Genomic DNA, 22,424 nt, shown 5'->3' with positions numbered 1-22,424 from the left:
AGCGATTAACGGTTGTGGAGATGCGGGGGGCGGCGACATGGAGGTCTGGACACATCCGGGGATCACGCCTCGCAGGAATGGCGCCGCGCGCCGCATGCCCAGCGGTTTTCAGATCACGGCGATGATCTTGCTGGCCTTGGGCTCCGCTGCCGCCCTGGTCCGCTGGCCTCAAGCCGCCTTCCTGGCGCTGCTTGTTCTGTTCCAGGCCGCCTTCGTCGTCTCGGCGATCTGGAAGACCGTCGTCGCGATCGCCAGCCTGCGCCGACCAAAGCCCTGCGCTCGACCTATCGTATGGCCACGCTACACCATCTTGGCGGCGCTGCATGACGAGGCGGCGGTGACGCCGCAACTGATCGCAAACCTGGCCCGCATCGACTATCCGCCCGATCGGATCGAAGCCTTCATCGTCCTGGAGACGCACGACCACGCCACACTCGCCGTTGCACAGGCCACGCCGCGCCCGTTCTGGATCAAGATTGTGGTCGTCCCGCCCGGCTCGCCCCTGACGAAGCCCCGCGCACTGAACCACGCCCTGAGACAGGCTGCGGGCGATCTGGTCACCATCTACGACGCGGAGGACCGACCGCATCCGCAACAATTGCGCCAGGCGGCGGCGCGCTTCGTCGCTCAACCCCGGCTGGGATGCCTCCAGGCGCCGCTGCGCATCCGCCCCTCGGGTCGGCCCGGCTCCGCCTTCCTGGATCGACAGTTCGCCTTCGAATACGCTGCCTTGTTTGAGGTGACGCTGCCGGGCATGGCGCGGCTGGGCCTGCCCTTCCCTTTGGGCGGCACCAGCAACCACATCCGAATGACCGCCCTGCGCGCCGCTGGCGGCTGGGACGCGCACAATGTGACCGAGGACGCCGACCTCGGCTTTCGGCTCTGGTCGCTGGGCTGGAAGCTGGACGTTATCGACTGCCCGACCTGGGAGACCCCGCCCGGCGCTTTGGACCGTTGGCTGCCTCAGCGGACCCGGTGGCTGAAGGGCTATATGCAGACCTGGGGCGTCCACACCCGACGACCGCTTGGCCTGGGGCGACGCGGACTGCTGTCGCTGGTCATGACGCTGGGCGCAGGCATCCTGTCGGCCGCGGCCCATGCCCCGACCCTGGCCTGGCTCGCTTCGGCGCTAATGGTCGGGCTCCACGCCGGGATCGCGCCGGCGACGCCCGCAGGGTCTCTAGGCGTCCTGGCCCTGGGCGTAATTGCCGCCTGGATGGGTTACGCCGTCGGCGCCAAGCGCGCGGGACTGGACTATCGTCTCGGCGACATGTTGGCCGCCCCCGCCTACTGGTCCCTGCTCAGCCTGGCCTTCGTCCACGCCGCCTGGCGCTTGGTCGTCGAGCCTCACGTCTGGGACAAGACCCCGCACGACGGCGAAGTCCATGCGCCGGAATTGACCGTCGTGGCGCAGGAGTCTGGACGCGAGGCCGCCTGAGCGCCTATCAGCCCGACGATGGCGCCCGTCCTTTCAAAAACTCCCGAAACGCTCGTGACCTCCGGCTGGTCCGACTACGCCCTGCTGGATTCCGGCGACGGCAAGAAGCTGGAACGCTACGGCCGTTACACTGTGGTCAGGCCCGAACCGCAATGTTTCTGGTCCCCGCGCGATCCAGCGGCCTTCGAAAACGCCACAGCGACCTTCGACCCCCAGCAGGAGGAGGAAGATTCCGGCCGCTGGAAGTTCGACCAACACGGCCCCATCGACGCCTTCCCTCTGAAATGGCGCGACGTGAAGTTCACCGGCCGCTTTACCCCCTTCCGCCACCTGGCCTTCTTCCCTGAACAGGCCGCCAACTGGGAATGGCTGGACAATCGCGTGCGCGACTTCGAGCGCACAGCCGGCCGGGCGCCGAAGATCCTGAACCTCTTCGGCTACACCGGCGTCGCCAGCCTGGCCGCCGCCGCAGCCGGCGCCGAGGTCACCCACGTCGACGCCTCCAAGAAGTCGGTCGCCTACGCCCGCGAGAACGCCGAACAGTCGGGCCTGGCCCAGCATCCGATCCGCTGGATCGTCGAGGACGCGCGCAAATACGTCGCCCGCGAGGTTCGGCGCGGATCGAAATATGACGGCATCATTCTGGACCCGCCCAAATACGGTCGCGGCCCGACGGGCGAAGTCTGGCGCCTGTTCGAGGACATGCCGGCCCTGTTGAAGGATTGCGTCGCCCTGTTGGCCGACGACGCCGACTTCCTGTTGCTGAACGCCTATGCGGCGCGCGTTTCGGGCCTGTCCCTGGCGCACCTGATGGTCGAGGCGACTGAAGGTCGAGGCGGCCGGATCGACTGGGGCGAATTGGCCTTGTCGGAAGACGGCCCGGACGCCCGCGCCATCGGCCTGTCCTTCTTCGCGCGGTGGAGCAAATGAGCGCCCAAGACGCCTATCGCGTCATCACCTCCCTGACCAACGACACGGTCAAGGGCGTCCGCGCCCTGCACATGCGCAAGGAACGCGATCTGACCGGGACCTTCCTGGCCGAGGGTCTGAAGTTCATCGGCGAGGCGCTGGACCAGGGCCGCTCGCCCAAAATGCTGCTGGTCGGCGAAGACGCCCGCCCCCACCCCCTGCTGGACCGCGCCAAGTCCGAAACGATCAAGGCCGGCGGCGACATCGTCGTCGTCACCCACGCCATCCTGGAAAAGATCAGCCGCCGCGACAATCCGCAGACCGTGCTCGGCGTGTTCGAACAGGCCTATGCCCCTCTGGACAGCCTTAACCCCGCCTCCGCCCCCTGCTGGGTCGCGCTTGAGCAGGTGCGCGATCCGGGCAATCTGGGCACCATTATCCGCACGGCGGACGCGGCCGGTTGCGGCGGGGTCATCCTGATCGGCGACTGCGTCGATCCCTATTCGGTCGAGGCCGTGCGCGCCACGATGGGCTCGGTCTTCGCCGTCTCGATCACCAAGACCACGCCCGAGGCCTTCCTGGCCTGGCGTCAGACTTGGCCCGGCAGCGTCGTCGGCACCCGCCTGGACGCCAAGGTCAGCCACCGCTCGGCGGTCATGAAACAGCCGTCGCTGATCCTGATGGGCAATGAACAGGCCGGCCTGACCGATGATCTGGCGGCCGCGTGCGACGTCAACGTCAAGATCCCGATGCGCGGCCGGGCCGACAGCCTGAACCTGGCCATAGCCACCGGCATCATGGTCTATGCCGCGACCGACGAAACCTAGCGTTTCTCTTCGGGCGCCACACGCCCCATGCCCCACAGGGCGACGATGGTGACCAGGGCCGAAATCACCAGATAGCCGCCCACGGCCCCCGGCCCGAACCGCTCCGCCAGCTTCAGCGCGATATAGGGCGCCAGCGACGCCCCCAGAATGCCCGCCAGATTGAAGGCCATAGACGCGCCGGTATAGCGCACCGCTGTCGGGAACGGCCGCGCCATGGCCGCGCCGATGGGGCCATAGGTGCAGCCCATCAGGGCGAACCCCAGCGCAAAGAAGATCAGCAAGCCGGTCAGCCCGCCTCCGAACAAAGACGCGAACAAAAAGCCGAACAGGCCGATCCCCACCGACGACCAGATCAGCACCTTCACCTGACCGTATCGGTCGGCCAGCAGCGCCGTCACCGGAATGCATGCGGCGAAGAACAGCACGCCGATCAACTGGATCGGCAGAACATCGGCCCGCGCCAGCCCCATCCCCGTCGTCGCCCAGCCAAGGGCGAACACCGTCATCAGATAGAACAGGGTGAAGGTCGTCACTCCGCTGAACGTGCCCAGCACCAGCGCGGCCTTGTGATGGGCGAACAGGGTCACGGCCGGCGCCTTGACCCGCTCGTCGCGATCCACGGCCTTCTGGAACTCGGGCGTCTCGGTGATCTTCAGTCGCACCCACAGACCCACGAACACCAGGATGGCGCTGGCCAGGAACGGAATGCGCCAGCCCCAGGCCTCGAATGCGCTCTCGCTCATGGTCGAGGTCAGGACGATGAAGGATGTCGTCGACAGGATGAAGCCAATAGGCGCGCCCAACTGGGGGAACATGCCGAACCAGGCCTTCTTTCCCGGCGGCGCATTCTCGGTCGCCAGCAACACGGCCCCGCCCCATTCGCCACCCAGGCCCAACCCCTGGCCGAACCGGCACAAGGCGAGCAGCAGGGGCGCCAACAGACCGACCTGCTGGTGCGTCGGCAACAGGCCGATCGCCACGGTCGACAGGCCCATGGTCATCAGGGCCACGACCAACGTCGCCTTGCGCCCGACCCGGTCCCCGAAATGCCCGAAGGCCAGGGCCCCGATGGGCCGCGCGAAGAAGGCGATGGAGAAGGTGGCGAACGACGACAACAGCGCCGTGCCCGGATCTTCGCCGGGGAAGAACAGCACCGGAAACACCAGCACGGCGGCGGTGGCGTAGATGTAGAAGTCGAAGAACTCGATCGTCGTGCCGATAAGGCTGGCGAACAGCACGCGACCGGTGGAGTTCTTCGGCAGGACGGCGTCGGACATCGTAGGCTCCCAGTTGCCCTCAGCGATGCCCGTTTCCCTGCCGTCGCGTCAAGGCGATCAGGTCCCGCGCGGCTTCACCCGGTTCGTCGGTTGCGCCTCGGCCGGGTTCTCGGGCCAGGGGTGACGTGGATAGCGCCCCCGCATCTCGGCCCGCACCGCCGCCCAGGAACCGGCCCAGAAGCGCGGCAAGTCCTTCGTCACCTGCACGGGCCGTCGCGCCGGCGACAGCAGGGCCAGGGTCAACGGCACGCCACCGACGGTCGGATGCGTCTTCACGCCGAACAGCTCCTGCACGCGAATGTCGACGCGCGGCCCGCCCTCGGCGCCGTAATCGATGGCGGCCGACCCCAGCGGCGTGACCAGACGCGTGGGCGCGAGTTCGTCCAGACGCCTTTGCAAATCCCAAGAGATCAGTCCGCGTAGAGCCTCAGCCAGCCGACCGTCAGCTATCTCCTGCAGCGACTTGGCCCCTTCCAGCAAGGGCCACAGCCAGTCCTCGCGCGCCGCCAGCAAAGCCGCGTCCGAAACATCGGGCCAGACTGGGTCGCGATCATGCAGAAAGGCCAGCCGTGCGCGCAGACCAGACGCCTGCTCGCCCCATTTCAGCGCGCCCAGCCCGTCCGCCTCGACCTCGGCTCGAAGGGCGGTGGTCAAGGTCTTCGCATCCGGCGCGCCCACGATCTTTTCATCCAGCACGATGGCCCCGATGCGCCGCGACCGGCGGATCACCGAACGCCCCGACGGCTCGCGCACCAGCCGGTCCTCGACCGAGATCAGCCGCGCCAGGTCGGTCTCGATCCGATCTGCATCCAGCGCCGCCGCCAGTCGCACCCGGTCGCGCGCGTCGCCGCCACCCAGTTCCGCCACCGCCAGCCAGGGTTCCCGTGCCAGGTGATCCGTCGCCTCCAGCACCGCCCCGCGTCCGCTGGCCAGCAACAGTTCGCCCGCCTTGCCCCGCGCCCTGGCGATCCGCTCGGGAAAGGCCTCGGCCAGCAGCAGCCCCGGATCGATCCTCTGGCCCGCCCCACCGCCCGCCGCGCGCGCCCAACGATCCGCCAGCTTCATCGCGTCGCGCGCTCTTTGTGACCGATCCCGCTCCAGCCCGATCAGCCGATCCGCCAGATCCACGCCCGATCCGCCCAAGCCCGGCTCGCTCAGCACCGCCGCGATCCGCGCGCCCGTCATCGCATCGCCCCCGTCCGACGCCACGGCCACCATATGGGCCAGCCTCGGCGACAGCGGAATCCGCGTCAGCCGCAGCCCATGTTTCGACAGCCCCCCGTCCGCATCCAGCGCCCCCAGTCGCATCAGCACCTTGCGCGCTTCGGCCATGGCCCCGGCCGGCGGCGGGTCCAGCAGCGCCAGCCCCTCGACCGACCGCGCGCCCCATCGCGCCAGGTCCAGCGCCAGGCCGGTCAGGTCCGCCTCCTGGATTTCCGGGCGCTGATGCGGGACCAGACCGCGCGTCTGTTCCTCGTCCCACAGGCGATAGCAGACGCCCGGCTCGGTGCGTCCGGCGCGGCCGCGTCTTTGTTCGGCCGAGGAGCGACTGACTTTGACCGTCGCCAGCCGGGTCAGGCCACTGGACGGCTCGAAGCGCGGAACCCGCGACAGGCCGCCGTCGATCACCACCCGCACGCCCTTGATGGTCAGGCTGGTTTCCGCAACCGCGGTCGCCAGCACCAGCTTGCGCCGTCCCGGCGTCGCCGGTTCGATGGCCCGGTCCTGCTCGGCCCGGTCCAGCCCGCCATACAGAGGCACGACATCGACGTTCGGCAGTCGCAGCCGGTCGTTTACGATCCGCGCGACCCGGTGGATCTCGCCCTGCCCCGGCAGGAAGACCAGCATCGACCCCGTCTGCTCGCCCAGCGCCGTCAGACAGGCCCGCGCCACGGCCTCTTCGAACCGTTCGGACGGATTGCGGCCCAGATACCGAGTCTCGACCGGCCAGGCCCGCCCCTCGGCCTCGATGACAGGCGCACCGTCAAGCAGTCGCGACACCCCCACCACATCCAGCGTCGCCGACATGACCAGCAAACGCAGATCTTCGCGCAACAGGCCTTGCGTCTCGCGCGCCAGCGCCAGCCCCAGGTCGGCGTCCAGGCTGCGTTCGTGAAACTCGTCGAACAGAACCGCTCCCACGCCCTCCAGACCCGGATCGTCCAGAATCATGCGCGTGAAGACGCCCTCGGTGATCACCTCGATCCGCGTCTTCGGCCCGATGCTGCTCTGCAACCGGGTGCGATACCCCACGGTCTCACCCGCCTGTTGGCCCAGCGTCCTGGCCATCCGGTCGGCCGCCGCCCGTGCGGCCAGGCGTCGCGGCTCCAGCACCAGCACCTTGCCCTCCAGCCAAGGCTGGTCGAGCAGGGCCAGGGGCACGACCGTCGTCTTGCCGGCCCCCGGCGGCGCGGCCAGCACCGCCGTATTGCTTTGCGACAGGACGGCTTTCAGCGGTTCCAGAACGGTGTGGATGGGCAGCATGCCCCGCCTCTAGCCCGATGCACACTGATCACGAAAGCGTCGTCACGCCTTAACCCCCTCGTCATGCGCGTTGCGCGCCGCCTCATCCGTCGCTAGCGTCCGCCCCAAGCAGCCGAGGGGCTGCATCAAACCGTGGGGGTATTTTATGTGGCGCGTTAAGTCGCTCGACGCGATCCTAGCCACGGCCGAGAAGAAATCGCTTCATCGGTCGCTTGGTCCTATTCAACTGACGCTTCTGGGGATCGGGGCCATTATCGGCACCGGGATCTTCGTCCTGACGGCTGCGGCTTCGCAAAAAGCCGGCCCGGGCATGATGGTCAGCTTCGTCATCGCCGGCGCCGTCTGCGCTGTCGCGGCGCTCTGTTATTCCGAACTGGCCGCTATGGCCCCGGTCTCGGGCTCGGCCTACACCTATACCTACGCCGTGATGGGCGAACTGCTGGCCTGGACGGTCGGCTGGGCGCTGATCCTGGAATATGCTGTCGCCGCCGCCGCCGTGTCGGTCGGCTGGTCCGGCTATGTCCTGGGGCTGATAGAACAGGGGCTGGGGTTCAACTTCCCTGACCTTCTGTCCGCCGGACCGACCTGGGCCATGAACGGCTTCATCCCCACGCCCGACTTCTCGGCGGGGATCGTCAACATCCCGGCCATCGTCGTGGCCCTGCTGGTCACCGGCCTGCTGATGCTTGGGACCACGGAATCGGCGCGCGTCAACGCCGTCCTTGTCCTGATCAAGGTCGCGGCCCTGACCGTCTTCATCGTCATCACCCTGCCGGTCATCAAGTCGGCCAACCTGTCGCCGTTCGCGCCCAACGGCCTGTTCGGCGCCTATTCGGGCATGGGCATCGTCGGCGCCGCCGCCTCGATCTTCTTCGCCTATGTCGGCTTCGACGCCGTTTCGACGGCGGCCGAAGAAACCAAGAACCCGCAACGCAACGTGCCGATCGGCCTGATCGGCTCGCTGGCCATCTGCACCATCTTCTATCTGCTGGTCGCCCTGGGTGCAGCTGGCGCCATCGGCGCCCAGCCGGTGCTCGGCGCGGCCGGCGAAGCCGTCCAACCCGGCTCGCCCGCCTTCGTCGCCGCCTGCGCCTTGCCGTCCAACAGCGAGGCGCTGGTCTGCTCCAACGAAGCCCTGGCCCACGTCCTGCGCGTGATCGGCCATCCGCAGATCGGCAACGCCCTGGGCACTGCTGCTCTCTTGGCCCTGCCCTCGGTCATCCTGATGATGATCTACGGCCAGACCCGCATCTTCTTCGTGATGGCGCGTGACGGCCTGCTGCCTGAAGGCCTGACCAAGATTCACCCCAAGTGGAAGACGCCCTATATCGTGACGGCCTGCACCGGCGTCGCGGTGGCTATCGCCGGCGCCCTGTTCCCTGTCGGTCAGCTTGCGGACATCTCGAACTCCGGCACCTTGTTCGCCTTCTTCATGGTGTCGCTGGCCGTGCTGATTCTTCGGGTCAAGGAACCGAACCGCAAGCGTCCGTTCCGCACGCCGCTGATCTGGGTTTTCGCGCCCCTGTCGGCCTTCGGCTGCGCCTTCCTGTTCTGGAACCTGCCGCACGACGCCAAGATGGTGCTGCCGATCTGGGGCGGCATCGGCCTGGTGATCTACTTCCTGTATGGCTATCGCAAGAGCCATCTGGGTCGCGGCCTGATCGAGGTCCACGAGACCGACAGCGACGCACCGCCGCCGCCCGTTCCGCCGATCCGCTAAACTAACGGCCTCAAGTAGCCCAAAGGGCGGTAGGCCAAAAAAGAAGAAAGGCCCCGGAGCGATCCGGGGCCTTTTTGCTTTGGTGCGGATGAGAGGACTCGAACCTCCACGCCTCTCGGCGCTAGAACCTAAATCTAGTGCGTCTACCAGTTCCGCCACATCCGCATGGGCAGGCCGTCGCCTCTAGAGGGTGACGGCGATCAGGGCAAGGGGCTCAGCGACGCCCGGCGACCAGTTCGTTGCGAATGGACCGCCCCAGCGGATCGCGCGCCAGCCAGGTATCGCCGATATCGGCCACGATCATCCGGCTGCAGAAGCGCGGCAGGATCTGACGCGGGCTGAAGCCGCTCAGGCAGATCTTGTCTCCCTCGGCCGACCAGCGCGCGCTCAGCCGCCGCCCGTCAGAGAACTGCGACGTATAGCGCCCGTCCGGCTCGAAATAATGCCTGACCCACTGTCCGTTCGGATAGTGGGAGACGATCGTGTTTCCAAACGCTTTGGACATGTCCGCCGACGCAGGCGAGGCCGCAAGGGCGCTGGCCATCGCCAATCCGCAGATCACCGCTCCCTGCTTCACACGCCTCTCCTGCGCCGTCTGCGAATGGACTATCGATGATACATAAGACGGCGCGAGCGCTGCGGTTCCTCAGCCGTTGCCGCGCCGTCCCGATTCGAACAGGAACCAGACGCGCTTCTCGCTCTCGTCGATCCAGTTCTCCAGCAGGCTGGCGGTGGCGATGTCGTTATGTTCGTCGCACAGATCGTGAACCTCGCGCATTCGGCCGATCAGTTCGCCGGTGTCATCGCGAAGCTCGGCCAGCATGTCGAGCGGATCGACATAGTCGGCGTCATTGTCCAACACGCGCGACTCCCTGGCGATCTGACCGATGGAACGCAGCGTCGTGCCCCCGATCTTGCGCGCCCGCTCGGCCATCGGATCGGTCATGGCCAGGATTTCCGCCGACTGCTCGTCCAGCATCAGGTGATAGTCGCGGAAATGCGGCCCCGACACGTGCCAGTGGAAGTTCTTGGTCTTGATGTAGAGGGCGAACGTATCGGCCAGCAGCGTGGTCAACGCGGCGGAAATATCGCGCGTCGCCTCCTCCGACAGGCTGGTCGGCGTTCTCAGCGGCGCCAGGCGTTTTTCACGGGCGGTGACCATCGTCGTTCTCCTCAGCAGCACTCTGCAGTCAAGCTAGGCAGCCGGGCGTCCGAACGGAAGCCCTGGTGCAGATCATAATGCTGAAGCTGTGAAGTGGTTCGGCGGCGCCGACCTTTGTCGGCCGATGGCTGGGGAACTAGGACTCGAACCTAGAATGACGGTACCAAAAACCGTAGTGTTACCATTACACCATTCCCCAGCAGGACCGGCGTTTCCGAAGCACTCTGTGCGGCGGAGGCGGTCAGATACGCCAAGCTGTTTTGGGATGCAACACCCTCTTTCAGGACTATTTTCACACGCCGCGAAGATGGGGTGAAATGGGCGCTTGCGGCCTCCTGAACCCATGGCTATAAGCCGCGTCCTCACTTCGGGGCGACGCCGCCAGGCCAGCCCCCACGGTCGGAGTGTGGCTCAGCCTGGTAGAGCACTGCGTTCGGGACGCAGGGGTCGGAGGTTCGAATCCTCTCACTCCGACCATCTTCTCTTTTCAAGACATCGACGACGCGACGGCGGGTTTTCACCCGCCGCGACGGCTGATCGCTTCAATCGTCGTTCGCCGCCGTCTCCATCGCCTGGCGCGCCACGGCGTTCAGATGCGCCCCCACCGATTCGATCGTCCGCAGCCCCAGCGCCTTGCGCCGTGCCAACAGGTCCGGCGAGCCGGCGTCGTAATCGGCCATCAGCCGTCTCACGAAATCCCCGCACTGAACCTCGGCCAGTACCTGATCCATCGCCTCGCGCGACGCAGTGTTGATGATGCGCGGCCCGGTCAGGTAGGCGCCGTATTCTGCGGTGTTGGAAATCTTGGCGAAGGCCCCGGCGATGCCCCGTTCATACATCAGATCGGTCACCAGCTTGGTCTCGTAGAAACACTCGAACCAGGCCACTTCGGGCGGATAACCGGCGTCCACCAGCTTCATGAAGGCCGAATCGATCAGTTCGGCGATCCCCCCGCACAGCACCACCTGTTCCCCGAACAGGTCGCTCTCGCACTCGTCGCGCATCGTCGTTTCCAGGATGCCCTTGCGCCCGCACCCCAGCGCCGCTGCATAGGACAGGCCCAGGGCATGGGCGCCGCCTGTCGCGTCCTGATGCACTCCGAACAGGCAGAAAACCCCCTCCCCCGCCTCATACAGGTCGCGGATGCGCGGCCCGATCCCCTTGGGCGACGCCAGGATGACGTCCAGATCGGCGCGCGGCTGAACCAGGCCGAACCGCACCGACAGGCCGTGCGCGAACACCAGGGCCGCCCCCGGCCGCACGTTCGGCTCCAGCTCGTCGCGCCACAGATCGCGATGCGCCTCGTCCGAGGTCATGACGGCGATCACGTCGGCGCCTGCGGCGGCCTCGGCGGCCGTCATCACCTCGAACCCGTCCGCATGCGCAACCTCACGCGTTTTCGACCCCGCCTTGAGTCCCACGACGATGTGGGTCACGCCCGAATCGCGCAGGTTCAACGCATGGGTGCGTCCCTGGCTGCCGTAACCGATCATGGCGACGCGCTTGCCGCGAATGATCGAAAGGTCGCAGTCGCGGTCATGGAAGACGGGCAGCGGATTGGATAAGGTCTGGCTCATGGCCGTCTTCATAACCCCTTCCTCCGTCGTCGCCTTCTGGAAAGAGGCCGGTCCCGAAAAGTGGTTCGCCAAGGATGAGGCGTTCGACACCGACTTCCGCGACCATGGCCGCGCGGTCCACTGGGCGGCGGCGCGCCGCGAACTGGACGACTGGATGGCGACGCCGCAAGGCGCCCTGGCCCTGCTGATTATGCTGGATCAGTATCCCAGGAACAGTTTCCGCGGCACGGCGCATCAGTTCGCCACCGACCCCCTGGCCCTGATGTTCGCCAATCAGGCCGTGGCGCGCGACCTCCATCTTCAGGTCGAACCCGAGCTGAAGAACTTCCTCCTGCTGCCCTTCGAACACTCCGAACGGATCGAGGATCAGAACCGCTACATGACCCTGATCGCCGGCGACGAAGAGCTGGAGAAATGGGGCAAGCTCCACCGCGACATCATCGTCCGCTTCGGCCGCTTCCCCCACCGCAACGCCGCCTTGGGCCGCAAGACGACGACAGAGGAACAGGCCTTCCTCGACGAAGGCGGTTTCGGCGGCTGACCTCACCGTCTCCTCCTACAAGCGGTGGAGGAGCTTGAAGCCCCACAAGCGCCTCTCCCTCCCCTTCATGGGGAGGGACGATCGCGCAGCGATCCGGGTGGGGCCGTAAGAGCGGGCGAACCGCTTCACACGTCCCCACCCCGGCTACGCTCTGCTTCGCCGCCCCTCCCCATGAAGGGGAGGGAGAAACGCTCGCCAACCCGCACAATGACGCTGGTCCATTCGCAGCGAATCCAATCGCTTGCCGATTTATGTCCCCCTTCTCCCATCCCCCCGCCGAAACGGGCGTATTCTACACCCGTCCCGTCGCATGGAGGGCTCGCTTGGCCTGCGACCTTGCGGCGGCGGGAGCGGATGGAACGGGAGCGGGTCTGAAACGGCTCGCGCTGACATCGACTCATGGAGCGGTGTCGGAGGGTCGAGGGGGATACTCGATCGCACTCGGGACGGGGTTTCGCAGACCCTGCCGACCCGTCGCAGGCTTATGGGGTTAGGCGATAAGACCGCCACCGCTCGACGCCCCGAGCTTGCAGGCCAACCACCCGCGCGGAGCGTCAACCCTTCGTCGAAACGGTAATCTCTAATCACATTCCGGGCGAAGGCCCGGCGCTCCGCCCAGCCCTCCATCAACTTCGCTGCGAAAGCGCGAGGCCGATCACCCGTGTCCGAGCGAATCAATTCCTGTGGACGACGCCGATTTGCCGCGACCCCGAATCGAATTCTGAGGCACCTTGAAGCCATGACCGTTCAGATGATCCACGCCACGCTTCAGGCCGACGTTCAGGCCCGCATCGCCGCCGCGCCCGCCGATCATCCCGAGCGGCAGTATCTGAACCTGCTGCGCGATATCCTGGACAATGGCGTGCGTCGGGACGACCGCACGGGCACCGGCACCCTGGGCGTCTTCGGCCGCCAGATGCGGTTCGACCTGTCCAAGGGCTTCCCGGTCCTGACGACCAAGAAGCTGCACCTGCGCTCGATCATCGTGGAACTGCTGTGGTTCCTGCGCGGCGAGACCAATATCGCCTACCTGAAGGACAACGGCGTCCGCATCTGGGACGAATGGGCCGACGCCGACGGCGAGCTGGGTCCGGTCTATGGCAAACAGTGGCGCTCGTGGACAGCCCCCGACGGCCGCGTCATCGACCAGATCGAGAAACTGGTCCACGGGCTGAAGACCAACCCCAACAGCCGCCGCCACATCGTCACCGCCTGGAACCCGGCCGACGTCGACGACATGGCCCTGCCGCCCTGTCACTGCCTGTTCCAGTTCTTCGTCGCGGACGGCAAGCTGAGCTGCCAGCTGTATCAGCGCAGCGCCGACGTCTTCCTGGGCGTGCCGTTCAACATCGCCTCCTACGCCCTGCTGACCATGATGCTGGCCCAGGTCGTGGGGCTGGAGCCCGGCGACTTCGTCCACACCTTCGGCGACGCCCACCTTTATCTGAACCACCTGGAACAGGCCGAGCTTCAGCTGACGCGCGAGCCCCTGGCGCTGCCCGTCATGCACATCGCTCCCAAGACCGACCTGTTCGCCTTCGACCTGTCCGACTTCACGCTCGACGGTTACGAAGCCTGGCCGCACATCAAGGCTCAGGTCGCGGTCTGACACCCTTCTGATCTCGGAGTCGTCGATGTCGATTCGCCCTGTTCTTGCCGGACTGGCCAGTCTCCTACTTCTGGCCGCGCCCATCACGCCCGCCGCGGCGCTTCAGGTCGCCCCAGGCCAGCAGACGACGGCGATCGCCTCGACTCGCCTGTCTGTTCCCGCATCGGACGGCCGCGCCGTACTGCTGGATGTCTGGACCGCGCCAGATGAACGCGGCGTCGTCGTCTTCAGCCATGGTTTCGGCGGCGCGCCCGAAGCCTACCGGCGCTTGTTGTCGGCGTGGGCGCAACATGGCTTCACCGTCATCGCCCCACTGCATGTCGATTCTCAAAAACACCCCAATCGCGACGCGACGGGCCAGGTCGCCTTCGTGACGCGCCTGGTCGATCTCGGCGTCGCTCGTACTGAGGCTGCGCGCACGCATCCTGACAAACCCCTGATCGTGGCAGGCCATTCCTTCGGCTCCCTGATGTCCTTGATCGAGGGCGGGGCCGTGACTGTCGCCGGCCCCATGGGCGATCCGGCGGTGAAGGGCGTGATCGCTTTTTCCTCGGCCGGGAACATCCCCAACGTCGTGACGCCCGACACCTATCGCACCCTCGACGGTCCGCTGCTGATGATCACCGGCGACCGGGATCTGGTTCCGGGTTTCGCTGACGACTGGCGAGATCATCGCACCGCCTTCGACGCCAGCCCTGCCGGAGACAAGACCCTGATGATCTTCGCCGGGGCGGATCATCAACTGCCCGGAACGGCGGACGGCGAGCGTTTCGATCAGATCGTTCGCGCGACCGAGGATTTTCTCGACGCCTATGCCCTGAACGACGCCGCCGCTCGCGCGCGGCTCCAGACCTTCGCCGCTGACGGCGTGACGGTGGAGCGGCGTTGAAGACATGGACCTGAAAGACCTCACCGTCTCTGTCCTGCGCATCTCCGACATCTATGCCGCCGAACACGACATCGACCGCGACCGGGATTGGGCGCTGCTGAAACTTCAGGAAGAGCTGGGTGAGCTGACGGCCGAGCATCTGCGCCTGACCAACCGCGGGCGGGGTGCGCCCGACGCCCAGGCGCTGGGCGACGAGGCGGCGGACATACTGGGCATGCTGCTGATCTATTGCGCTCGGGCCGGGGTCGATCTGGACCAGGCCATGCAGCGCAAATGGCTGAAGTGGCTGGAGCCTCAGACTGTAGCCTAAACCTCCGGCGCGATCATGATCATCGGCTTCAGGCGCTGGAGCAGGGCCTCGTCGCTCTCGATGCGTTCGACCACGATCCGGTTCTTCATCATGCCCATCTGCATGGTGGCGCGGAAGGCGATCACGTCGCCGGGCGCGGCGATGAAGCCCTCAAGCGTCGGCTTGTTCTGCTTGCCGGCCAGGCCGCCGAACGCCATTGACAGCTGGTGGCCGCCTGGCGAGACCGAAATGGCTGTGAAGCGCGGGCTCTTCAACTGGGCCACGAACCGATCATCCACCGACAGGTCCATGCCCGCCGCCTTGCCCACGAAGCCTTCGCGATAAACGATCAGCAGCGCCTGTCCCGGTTCGGGCCGTGCCTCCAGAACCGCCTGCTTCTGCTCCGGCGTCGCCGCCTTGCCTAGCTTGGTGCCCGCCAGATTGGCCATGATGTAGGCCGTGAATATACCCAGGAAGGCCCCGACCATCATCGGCAGATAGCCGGCGTCCGCGCCTGCGGATGAGAAAAAGAACGCCAGACCGCCGCTGACGACGACTGCGACGAGGAAACCGACGACGATGGCGGGGATGTACTTGCTCATGAGGGGGCTCGCGTTCATGGGTTGGGCCACCTCAACGCATCGATACGGTCAAGGTTCTTGCCCCAGCCCATCATTTCTCTGGTCGTCGCGCGTGGTCGCAACGGCGTCATCGGCCGCGACGGCGATCTGCCCTGGCGACTGCGCTCGGACCTGCAGCGGTTCAAGGCCATCACCGTGGGCAAGCCCTGCCTGATGGGCCGCAAGACTTGGGAGAGCCTGCCGCTCAAGCCCCTGCCCGGCCGGCTCAACATGGTGCTGACGCGGGACGAATCCTACGAAACCGACGGCATGTCCAAGGGCGCCCTGGTCTGCGCCACCTTGGACGAAGCCATCGAGATCGGGCGCGAGACCGCCGAAGAGGACGGCGTGGACGAAATCTGCGTCATCGGCGGCACGGCCCTGTTCGAGGCCGCCCTGCCCCGCGCCAGACGCCTCTACATCACCGAGGTCGATGCCTCGCCCGATGGCGACGCCATTTTTCCTGCATTCGACGAAACCGCATGGGTCGAGGTATCGTCGGAATCGTACCCGGCGGGCGAGAAGGACGATCACGCCTTCACCTTTCGCGTGCTGGAACGCCGCTAGGAGAGACAGATGTACGTCACGACCACCAACGACCTTCCCGGCTTTCGCGTCACCCGCCATATCGGCCTGGTGCGCGGCGTGACGGTGCGCTCGCGCAATGCCATCTCCGACGCCATCGGCGGGGTCCAGTCGATGCTGGGCGGCCGCGTCGGCGCCTATGTGAAACTGGCCGAGGCCGGGCGCCAGGAAGCCTATGACGAACTGGTCAAACATGCAGAAGCGCACGGCGCCAACGCCATCCTGGCCGTGCGCTACGACGCCACCGAGATCATGCCGGGCGTGACCGAGGTGCTGTGCTACGGTACGGGCGTGATCGTCGAGCCGGTCTGATCTTCGAAGAGACCGAACCAGCTCGACCACCTCACGTCTCAGGACAGGGTCATCAGGTCCGACCGCTCGAAATTCCGCAGCTCGTCTGAGCGGCCGTCGCGGACCTTGGCCACCCAATGCGGGTCGGCAAGAAGCGCGCGGCCCACGGCGACCAGGTCGAACTCCTCGTTCTCCAGACGACGCATCAGGCCGTCCAGCGAAGCGGGCTTGGAGCCTTCTCCGCCGAAGGCCGCGATGAACTCGCCGTCTAGACCAACCGAGCCTACGGTGATGGTCGGCTTGCCCATCAGCTTCTTGGTCCAGCCGGCGAAATTCAGGTCCGATCCCTCGAACTCCGGTTCCCAGAAGCGACGCTGCGAACAGTGGAAGACATCGACCCCGGCGTCCGACAGCGGCGTCAGCCATTCGACCATCTGGTCAGGCGTCTCGGCGATGCGGGCGGTGTAATCCTGCAGCTTCCACTGCGACAGGCGCAGGATGACGGGGATGTCGTCGCCGACACCCTCGCGCACCGCCTTGACGACCTCGGCGCCGAAACGGGCGCGGTCGGCGATGGTCGGGCCGCCCCAGCGGTCTCCGCGGGCGTTCAGGCCGCCCCAGAAGAACTGATCGATCAGATAGCCGTGGGCGCCGTGAATCTCGACGGCGTCGAAGCCCAGTTCACGGGCGGCGCGGGCCGAGCGGCCGAAGGCGGCGATGGTGTCGGCGACGTCCTCTTCGGTCATCGGCTCGAACTTGGCCTTGCCCGGCGCGGTCATGCCGGAAGGGCTGTCGACCTTGCCCAGCGGGGTCCAGTCGTCGCCGCGTCCGCGCGCCGATCCCACGTGCCAGATTTGCGGCGCGATCAGGCCGCCGGCGGCATGAACCTCATCCACCACGGATTTCCACTCCGGCAGGGCTTCGCCATGAAAGACCGGCACTGCGGCGTCGTTACGCGCCGCCGGCCGTTCGACAACCGTACCCTCGGTCACGATCAGGCCGACGCCGCCCTCTGCGCGACGGCGATAGTACGCTGCGACATCGGATGTCGGGATGCCGTTCGGCGAGAAGGACCGCGTCATCGGCGCCATGACGATGCGGTTGGGCAGGGTCAGGCCCTTGATTGTGAAAGGGCTGAACAGGGCGTCGACGCTCATAGGATCTCCTTGGGTATCGGTAAGACCCAAGGTGGCGAATAGGGTTGCGTTTGAAAACCCCGCCCTCGTAGATATTTTCTAAAGGTCGAGAGCAGCGGCGATACGGCCAGCGATGACGTCGAATAGTGCGGCGATATCTCCCGACGGATCGGCGGCGACGGGCGGACGCCCCGCGTCGCCGCCCTCGCGCAGAGCGGCGTTCAGCGGCAGATCGCCCAGGAACGGAATAGCCAGACGCTCGGCCTCGGCCTTTGCCCCGCCCTGACCGAAGACAGGCCCGCTCATGTTCTCGATCAGGCCCAGCGTCGGCACATTGACGCGCTGGAACAGCGTATGGGCGCGGCGAGCGTCGGCCAGCGCCACCTCTTGCGGAGTGGAAACGATGACGGCCCCGTCCAGCGGCGTCTTCTGGATCAGGGTTAGTTGCACGTCCCCGGTCCCCGGCGGTAGATCGACAACCAGCACGTCCAGCGGCGCCTCGGCCGTGCCCCAGCGAGTCTGGGTCAGCATCTGTGTGATAGCCTGCGACGCCATCGGTCCACGCCAGATCATGGCGTCGTCCATCTTGGTCAGCAGGCCAACAGACATGGCCTTCAGTCCGTGGGCGACGTGCGGCACGATGGCCCCGTCCTCATAGGCCGGCTGGCCACTGATCCCCAGCATGGTCGGCAGCGACGGCCCATAGACATCGGCGTCGAGAATGCCGACAGACAGGCCGCGCGCCGCAAGCGCAGCCGCCAGATTCACGGCGACGGTGGACTTGCCCACCCCGCCCTTTCCGCTGGCGACGGCCAAGACACGGCGCACATGGGCCGGACGATCGGTCGGGACCGGGGCCTTGGCGCGGCCCTGATCGACCGCAGCCTTGGACAGGCCCGCCGTGCGTGGCGCAGCAGCGGGCTTGGTCTCGGCGGTCAGGATGACGGAGACGCGCGCCATGCCGGGAATGGCCTTCAGCGCCGCCTCCGCCGCGTCACGAACGGGCGCATAGGCCGCGGCCTGGCTGCGATCGACCTCAAGCGCGAAACCCGCACGGTCATCGGCCACCACCAGTCCTTGGACCAGACCGGCGGCAACCAACCCCTGGCCGGAAACCGGGTCGATGACGGTGTCCAGGGCGGCGAGGACGGCGGTGCGTTCGACCAAGGCGGTCTCCAGAAGACTTGCAGGCGATGATGCGCGCGTTCTATCGCCCTCGAACCCGTCCCGCGAGCCACGATTTGTCCCAACCGCCCTCAATCATCCTGATCGCCGGCCCGACCGCCTCGGGAAAGTCAGCGCTCGCGCTGAAGATGGCGCGTGCAACCGGCGCTGTGATCATCAACGCCGACAGCCAGCAACTCTACGCCGATCTGCGGATACTGACTGCGCGGCCATCCGCCGAGGACGAAGCCCTGGCCGACCATCGGCTGTATGGAGTCGCCGACGCCGCCGAAGCCTGGTCGGTCGGCAAATGGTCGAGGTCAGTGATCGATCTGCTCGACGCCCCACAAATGCGGGAAAGACAGTTCATATTGGTTGGAGGGACAGGCCTCTACTTCATGGCCCTGACCAAAGGCCTCGCTGACATCCCCTCCGTCCCAAAGATCATTCGTGATAGTGCGGAGGCGGAGTATCTTAGCCAAGGCGAAAGCGCGTTTCGGGCACGTCTGGCCGAGATAGATTTGCTTGCTGCGCAAAACATCGAACGGGGAGACCGTCAAAGATTGATCCGAGCGGCGAGCGTTTTTGCCGCGACCGGAAAATCCCTGTCAAAATGGAAATCTCAAACCCGTCCAGTGTTGGGCGACCGACAATGGAAAGGCCATGTCGTGGAGATCGACCGCCGCCGTCTTTATGAGCAATGCGATATTCGCGTGGAACAAATGCTCTTGGGCGGCGCGATCGAAGAGGTCTGGGCGTTGATCGAGCGCAATATCGACCCGACACTGCCCATCATGAAGGCGGTGGGTGTGCGGGAGATCGCCTCCTACCTTAATGGATCGGCTTCGTTAGAAGCCGCAACGGATGCATTGAAGCAATCGACGCGTAACTACGCAAAACGACAACTGACCTGGTTCAGAAATCAGACTCAAGGCTGGAATATTGCCTTTCAATCCGTGTAAGAGTTTTTAAATCGGTGCCATTTTTGAAAGAGGGAAAAGCATGTTTGTAAGCGCATTGGTTCTTTCTGCAGTTCTCCAGGCATCGTCTCCATCGCCTTCTCAGTCGCAAACGGCAACAGAGATCGCTCCAGTTAATGTAGACCGTCAGCGAGACCAGCGGGACGATTCTTCACGCCTAGTTTGCCAAAGCGAACCTGTCGTGGGCACCAATCGCCGTCGTCGAATCTGCATGACTGTCGCAGAGCGGGATGAGCGCCGCGCCGCCAGCAGAACGGAAAGCGACCGCTTGGATCGGGCCGTCAGCGCGGGCGCAGCCGGCAACGGCCAGGGCGGAGTCGGTATGCCGGGTCGTGGCTTTTAACCCCCGTTATATGTAGCTCACTCTTGGAACACGTCGCGTTAGGGCCTATATTGGTCCTGTCCGGTTTCGGCCGGACTATAGCGATAAACGCGCTTGTAATAAGCGGACCGGACCCGGGTGCGATTCCCGGCGGCTCCACCAACTTTCTCCCCGCGTTATCGGCGGAGGCAGCATGGGGCCGACTAGCATCGACGGACGTGTAAAGAGGATTGCTTTCGCTCGTCCTGGCCCACCGTATCGGGCCATTTTCTAACTGCGAACGATAACTTCGCTGGAGAAGTCGCTCTCGCCGCGTAATGCGGTTCGGGTGATTTCGAATCTTAAGTCCTAGGGGTTCAGATCCTTGGGCGGGGCCTGTCGGGAGCCTGGCAACAGAATCCCGGCGCTTTCCTTCCTATTCCAGTTTCGACGGATCGATCACCGCGTGGCTTATGCGTCGGCGGTCATGCGTCCATGTCGCGTGAACGCGGCCGTCCGCCGCCTGGATGATCGCGGGATAGGCATAGCCAGCCTGAACAGGCTCCGTCTCAAGCGTCAGAACATTGCGCCAGGCTACGCCGTCATCAGAGAGAGCGAGGTTCAGCGGCCAGCGCGGTCCCTTTCCTGGCGTCTCGGGCGCATGGGCGGCATGATTGTAAATCAGCAGATGACGTCCGTCCTTCAGCGTGACCGCGTCCGTTCCAGAGTTGGGATTAGGCAGGTCGATGGCGCCGAGCGGGCTCCAGGTTCGGCAGCCATCTCGCGACCAGGTCGAAGCCAACGCGCCTTGCCGCGTGCGAGCTACCGCTTGAAGCCGCCCGCCTTCATGCAGCAGCACGCTGGGCTGGATGGCGTCGATGTTCAGCGGCGATTCGACCGGATCGGTCAGGCTCCAGGTTCGACCTTCATCACGGCTGATCTCGAAATGCAGCCGCCAGTTCGCCCCGACATGGCTGCCCATACCCTCGCCCGCCTCCGTGCTGGACGGCGAAATCCAGGCGCCGTCGGCCATGACGACCGGCTTGTTCTTGATCGGCCCCAACACGCCGTCGGGCAGCCGTCGCGGCATGGACCACGTCCGGCCGCCATCCTGCGATTCGACCACCATGCCCCACCACGAGAACGGATCGGGTCCCACCTTGTAGAACAGGATCAGCGGCCCACCCGGTGATTGGAACAGCACCGGGTTCCAGGTCGGGTGGCGCATGCCGTCGGCTTGCACACCATCGGCCACCTGGATCGGCTGGCCCCAGATCCCGCCATCCATTCGTGCGAACCAGATGCAGACGTCGGGATGTTTCTCGTGCGTCCCGCCAAACCAGGCGGCCGCAATGGCGTCGTCGGCAACCTGTACCACGGTCGAGGCGTGGGCCTGAGGATAGGGCGCGTCGTCATAGATGAAACCGGACGACAGGATCGCATCGCGCGGGGCGCAAATCGCCGCAGCCGCAACGCCGGGCGACGCCAGAACCGCCCCCGCACCTATGCCCAGGAATCGTCGGGTCACATCCATAAGTCCGCCCCTCTCAACCCATGAAGCGGGGCATGCCGCCTCGCCGAACGGCACAATGGCGCCGATAGTCGAATAATGGGATGCGGTTTAGCGTCCTCGCATCTTTCGCCGGGACGCTTGGCCCGCTATCAGTCGCGCTCTGTTGCGAGGTGACGATGAGCGACCAGGCCCCTCCGGTCGATGAGATGCAATATGAGCGCCTGGCGCACGAGGCGCTGCGCGGCGTCCTGCGCGCGGCGCTGGAACGGGTGCTGGCCGAAGGTCTGCCCGGCGCGCATCACTTCTACATCACCTTCAAGACCCGCGCCGTGGGCGTCAGCGTCGCGCCCGACATCCTGGCGAAATACCCCGAAGAGATGACGGTCGTGCTGCAGCATCAGTACGACGACCTCCGCGTCGAGCCCGAACGTTTTTCGGTCAAGCTTCGCTTCGGCGGCATGCCCAAGAGCCTGGTGATCCCCTATTCGGCGGTCACACGGTTCTATGACCCCAGCGTGCAGTTCCTGCTGCAGTTCGAGGACCCGCAGCTTCTGGAAGAGATCGAGGAAGAGCCGACCCCGCCTCAGGATCCGTCGCCAATCTCGGACGGGCCCAAGGTCGTGTCGCTGGACCAGTTCCGCAAGAAATAACCGCCCTCAGTCCTTGCGAGGATAGGAGCGGATCGTGATCCGCTCCCGCTCGCCCTCGCGCCGTTCGACCAGAAGCCGCGCGACCTGAGCGTCGTCGTGGAACAGATAGCACTTGATGGAATCAAGCAGGGCCTTGGCCAGGTTGTCGAGATCCATCCACGGCGGCTCGCCGACATGCTCCATGCGGATCTCCACGACATGGTCGCCCCAGGACGGCCGCGCGGCGCGCCATTCCTTTCGCATAAACTCATAGACCAGCGGTTTGTAGTATTTGGCCTGGGTGGTCAGGCCGTCGATGACGATCTCGACGGCGTCGCCATCCTCGCGCGCCCGGACCTTGCCGGTTCCGATCCAGCCGGCGGTCATGCGACGCCTGCCGGTGTGAGGATGTCCGCGCTCTTCTTGCCCTGCATGACGACCGTGCTACACCCCCGCGCAACCCATCGCCACGCCTGAGAGACG

Annotated in this window: 22 protein-coding genes, 3 tRNA genes and 1 other RNA gene; 14 read left to right on the top strand and 12 right to left on the bottom strand. The window is 65.7% G+C overall.

Annotated elements, in window-relative coordinates:
- Positions 1-37 precede the first annotated feature (37 nt).
- From WC597_RS04015 to WC597_RS04005, 3 genes are read left to right on the top strand one after another with little or no spacing between them, the layout of a single operon-like run.
- Complete coding sequence (locus WC597_RS04015; RefSeq protein WP_372691960.1) at positions 38-1,438, top strand: glycosyltransferase; 1,401 nt, start codon at positions 38-40, stop codon at positions 1,436-1,438.
- An 18-nt stretch (positions 1,439-1,456) separates the two neighbouring features.
- Positions 1,457-2,368, top strand: coding sequence for a class I SAM-dependent methyltransferase (locus WC597_RS04010; protein WP_372691958.1), 912 nt, complete (start codon positions 1,457-1,459; stop codon positions 2,366-2,368).
- The gene (locus WC597_RS04005) at positions 2,365-3,174 is read left to right on the top strand and encodes a TrmH family RNA methyltransferase (protein ID WP_372691957.1); all 810 of its coding nucleotides are present in this window, start codon (positions 2,365-2,367) and stop codon (positions 3,172-3,174) included. The genes WC597_RS04010 and WC597_RS04005 overlap by 4 nt, the downstream gene beginning before the upstream one ends.
- Here WC597_RS04005 and WC597_RS04000 read toward each other — a convergent pair.
- A complete protein-coding gene (locus tag WC597_RS04000) occupies positions 3,171-4,451 on the bottom strand; it encodes an MFS transporter (RefSeq protein ID WP_372691956.1) in 1,281 nt (426 codons plus the stop codon). The two genes, WC597_RS04005 and WC597_RS04000, sit on opposite strands and share 4 nt — an antisense overlap.
- Before the next feature lie 57 nt (positions 4,452-4,508).
- Positions 4,509-6,935: an ATP-dependent helicase HrpB gene (gene hrpB / locus WC597_RS03995; RefSeq protein WP_372691954.1), complete on the bottom strand. Its 2,427-nt coding sequence runs from the start codon at positions 6,933-6,935 to the stop codon at positions 4,509-4,511.
- Between the two features lie 145 nt (positions 6,936-7,080).
- Between hrpB and WC597_RS03990 the strand changes: the two genes are divergently transcribed.
- Positions 7,081-8,655: an amino acid permease gene (locus WC597_RS03990; protein ID WP_372691953.1), complete on the top strand. Its 1,575-nt coding sequence runs from the start codon at positions 7,081-7,083 to the stop codon at positions 8,653-8,655.
- Positions 8,656-8,735: 80 nt separating this feature from the next.
- On the opposite strand, the gene WC597_RS03985 is transcribed toward WC597_RS03990, so the two are convergent.
- From WC597_RS03985 to WC597_RS03970, 4 genes are all read right to left on the bottom strand, one after another.
- Positions 8,736-8,820, bottom strand: a tRNA-Leu gene (locus tag WC597_RS03985).
- A gap of 49 nt (positions 8,821-8,869) precedes the next feature.
- Positions 8,870-9,232 (bottom strand): hypothetical protein, encoded by a 363-nt coding sequence (locus tag WC597_RS03980; RefSeq protein WP_372691951.1) that lies wholly within the window; start codon positions 9,230-9,232, stop codon positions 8,870-8,872.
- A 69-nt stretch (positions 9,233-9,301) separates the two neighbouring features.
- The gene (locus WC597_RS03975) at positions 9,302-9,817 is read right to left on the bottom strand and encodes a Dps family protein (protein WP_372691950.1); all 516 of its coding nucleotides are present in this window, start codon (positions 9,815-9,817) and stop codon (positions 9,302-9,304) included.
- A 125-nt stretch (positions 9,818-9,942) separates the two neighbouring features.
- Positions 9,943-10,016 (bottom strand) — tRNA-Gln (locus tag WC597_RS03970).
- Between the two features lie 201 nt (positions 10,017-10,217).
- Between WC597_RS03970 and WC597_RS03965 the strand changes: the two genes are divergently transcribed.
- Positions 10,218-10,294, top strand: a tRNA-Pro gene (locus WC597_RS03965).
- 65 nt (positions 10,295-10,359) lie between these two features.
- Here the strand turns inward: WC597_RS03965 and ilvC are convergent.
- Complete coding sequence (gene ilvC / locus WC597_RS03960) at positions 10,360-11,394, bottom strand: ketol-acid reductoisomerase (RefSeq protein ID WP_372691949.1); 1,035 nt, start codon at positions 11,392-11,394, stop codon at positions 10,360-10,362.
- Between ilvC and WC597_RS03955 the strand changes: the two genes are divergently transcribed.
- The 4 genes from WC597_RS03955 (at position 11,393) to WC597_RS03940 (ending at position 14,743) form a co-directional block, all read left to right on the top strand.
- Positions 11,393-11,935 (top strand): DUF924 family protein, encoded by a 543-nt coding sequence (locus WC597_RS03955; RefSeq protein ID WP_372691948.1) that lies wholly within the window; start codon positions 11,393-11,395, stop codon positions 11,933-11,935. The genes ilvC and WC597_RS03955 overlap by 2 nt on opposite strands.
- Before the next feature lie 751 nt (positions 11,936-12,686).
- A complete protein-coding gene (locus tag WC597_RS03950) occupies positions 12,687-13,544 on the top strand; it encodes a thymidylate synthase (protein ID WP_372692046.1) in 858 nt (285 codons plus the stop codon).
- Between the two features lie 25 nt (positions 13,545-13,569).
- Positions 13,570-14,433, top strand: a complete 864-nt coding sequence (locus WC597_RS03945) for an alpha/beta hydrolase family protein (protein ID WP_372691947.1) — start codon at positions 13,570-13,572, stop codon at positions 14,431-14,433.
- Between the two features lie 4 nt (positions 14,434-14,437).
- A complete protein-coding gene (locus WC597_RS03940; RefSeq protein WP_372691946.1) occupies positions 14,438-14,743 on the top strand; it encodes a phosphoribosyl-ATP pyrophosphohydrolase in 306 nt (101 codons plus the stop codon).
- On the opposite strand, the gene WC597_RS03935 is transcribed toward WC597_RS03940, so the two are convergent.
- Positions 14,740-15,324 (bottom strand): hypothetical protein, encoded by a 585-nt coding sequence (locus WC597_RS03935; RefSeq protein ID WP_372691945.1) that lies wholly within the window; start codon positions 15,322-15,324, stop codon positions 14,740-14,742. The genes WC597_RS03940 and WC597_RS03935 overlap by 4 nt on opposite strands.
- 57 nt (positions 15,325-15,381) lie before the next feature.
- Between WC597_RS03935 and WC597_RS03930 the strand changes: the two genes are divergently transcribed.
- Together WC597_RS03930 and WC597_RS03925 are read left to right on the top strand one after the other, a co-directional pair.
- Entirely contained in the window at positions 15,382-15,909 is a 528-nt protein-coding gene (locus tag WC597_RS03930) for a dihydrofolate reductase (protein WP_372691944.1), read from the top strand.
- A 9-nt stretch (positions 15,910-15,918) separates the two neighbouring features.
- Positions 15,919-16,239 carry a YbjQ family protein gene (locus tag WC597_RS03925; protein WP_372691943.1) on the top strand — a complete coding sequence of 107 codons (321 nt, stop codon included), beginning with the start codon at positions 15,919-15,921 and terminating at the stop codon, positions 16,237-16,239.
- A gap of 38 nt (positions 16,240-16,277) precedes the next feature.
- On the opposite strand, the gene WC597_RS03920 is transcribed toward WC597_RS03925, so the two are convergent.
- Both WC597_RS03920 and WC597_RS03915 read right to left on the bottom strand, forming a co-directional pair.
- On the bottom strand, positions 16,278-17,375 hold the full coding sequence (locus WC597_RS03920; RefSeq protein ID WP_372691942.1) for an NADH:flavin oxidoreductase: 1,098 nt from the start codon (positions 17,373-17,375) through the stop codon (positions 16,278-16,280).
- A 78-nt stretch (positions 17,376-17,453) separates the two neighbouring features.
- A complete protein-coding gene (locus tag WC597_RS03915; protein ID WP_372691941.1) occupies positions 17,454-18,521 on the bottom strand; it encodes an Mrp/NBP35 family ATP-binding protein in 1,068 nt (355 codons plus the stop codon).
- A gap of 74 nt (positions 18,522-18,595) precedes the next feature.
- Between WC597_RS03915 and miaA the strand changes: the two genes are divergently transcribed.
- Entirely contained in the window at positions 18,596-19,480 is an 885-nt protein-coding gene (gene miaA / locus WC597_RS03910; RefSeq protein WP_372691940.1) for a tRNA (adenosine(37)-N6)-dimethylallyltransferase MiaA, read from the top strand.
- A gap of 380 nt (positions 19,481-19,860) precedes the next feature.
- Positions 19,861-20,228: a transfer-messenger RNA gene (gene ssrA, locus WC597_RS03905) on the top strand.
- A 7-nt stretch (positions 20,229-20,235) separates the two neighbouring features.
- Here ssrA and WC597_RS03900 read toward each other — a convergent pair.
- Entirely contained in the window at positions 20,236-21,327 is a 1,092-nt protein-coding gene (locus WC597_RS03900; RefSeq protein WP_372691939.1) for an exo-alpha-sialidase, read from the bottom strand.
- Positions 21,328-21,488: 161 nt separating this feature from the next.
- Between WC597_RS03900 and WC597_RS03895 the strand changes: the two genes are divergently transcribed.
- Positions 21,489-21,962 (top strand): SspB family protein, encoded by a 474-nt coding sequence (locus WC597_RS03895; RefSeq protein WP_372691937.1) that lies wholly within the window; start codon positions 21,489-21,491, stop codon positions 21,960-21,962.
- Between the two features lie 6 nt (positions 21,963-21,968).
- On the opposite strand, the gene WC597_RS03890 is transcribed toward WC597_RS03895, so the two are convergent.
- Positions 21,969-22,328, bottom strand: coding sequence for a RusA family crossover junction endodeoxyribonuclease (locus tag WC597_RS03890; protein ID WP_372691936.1), 360 nt, complete (start codon positions 22,326-22,328; stop codon positions 21,969-21,971).
- Positions 22,329-22,424: the final 96 nt, after the last annotated feature.

Origin of the sequence: Brevundimonas sp. (genome assembly GCF_041648115.1) — a bacterium.
GTDB lineage: Bacteria > Pseudomonadota > Alphaproteobacteria > Caulobacterales > Caulobacteraceae > Brevundimonas.
The sequence above is the reverse complement of the archived record's forward strand: the minus strand, read 5'-3'. Positions and strand labels throughout refer to the sequence as shown.

Coding starts and splice junctions, on each gene's coding strand:
- hrpB (WP_372691954.1), bottom strand. CDS start 6,935: ATGCTGCCCATCCACACCGTTCTGGAACCGCTGAAAGCCGTCCTGTCG.
- WC597_RS03975 (WP_372691950.1), bottom strand. CDS start 9,817: ATGGTCACCGCCCGTGAAAAACGCCTGGCGCCGCTGAGAACGCCGACC.
- WC597_RS04000 (WP_372691956.1), bottom strand. CDS start 4,451: ATGTCCGACGCCGTCCTGCCGAAGAACTCCACCGGTCGCGTGCTGTTC.
- WC597_RS03920 (WP_372691942.1), bottom strand. CDS start 17,375: ATGAGCGTCGACGCCCTGTTCAGCCCTTTCACAATCAAGGGCCTGACC.
- WC597_RS03950 (WP_372692046.1), top strand. CDS start 12,687: ATGATCCACGCCACGCTTCAGGCCGACGTTCAGGCCCGCATCGCCGCC.
- WC597_RS03940 (WP_372691946.1), top strand. CDS start 14,438: ATGGACCTGAAAGACCTCACCGTCTCTGTCCTGCGCATCTCCGACATC.
- WC597_RS03935 (WP_372691945.1), bottom strand. CDS start 15,324: ATGAGCAAGTACATCCCCGCCATCGTCGTCGGTTTCCTCGTCGCAGTC.
- WC597_RS03945 (WP_372691947.1), top strand. CDS start 13,570: ATGTCGATTCGCCCTGTTCTTGCCGGACTGGCCAGTCTCCTACTTCTG.
- WC597_RS04010 (WP_372691958.1), top strand. CDS start 1,457: ATGGCGCCCGTCCTTTCAAAAACTCCCGAAACGCTCGTGACCTCCGGC.
- WC597_RS03895 (WP_372691937.1), top strand. CDS start 21,489: ATGAGCGACCAGGCCCCTCCGGTCGATGAGATGCAATATGAGCGCCTG.
- WC597_RS03990 (WP_372691953.1), top strand. CDS start 7,081: ATGTGGCGCGTTAAGTCGCTCGACGCGATCCTAGCCACGGCCGAGAAG.
- ilvC (WP_372691949.1), bottom strand. CDS start 11,394: ATGAGCCAGACCTTATCCAATCCGCTGCCCGTCTTCCATGACCGCGAC.
- WC597_RS03890 (WP_372691936.1), bottom strand. CDS start 22,328: ATGACCGCCGGCTGGATCGGAACCGGCAAGGTCCGGGCGCGCGAGGAT.
- WC597_RS04015 (WP_372691960.1), top strand. CDS start 38: ATGGAGGTCTGGACACATCCGGGGATCACGCCTCGCAGGAATGGCGCC.
- WC597_RS03955 (WP_372691948.1), top strand. CDS start 11,393: ATGGCCGTCTTCATAACCCCTTCCTCCGTCGTCGCCTTCTGGAAAGAG.
- WC597_RS03925 (WP_372691943.1), top strand. CDS start 15,919: ATGTACGTCACGACCACCAACGACCTTCCCGGCTTTCGCGTCACCCGC.
- WC597_RS04005 (WP_372691957.1), top strand. CDS start 2,365: ATGAGCGCCCAAGACGCCTATCGCGTCATCACCTCCCTGACCAACGAC.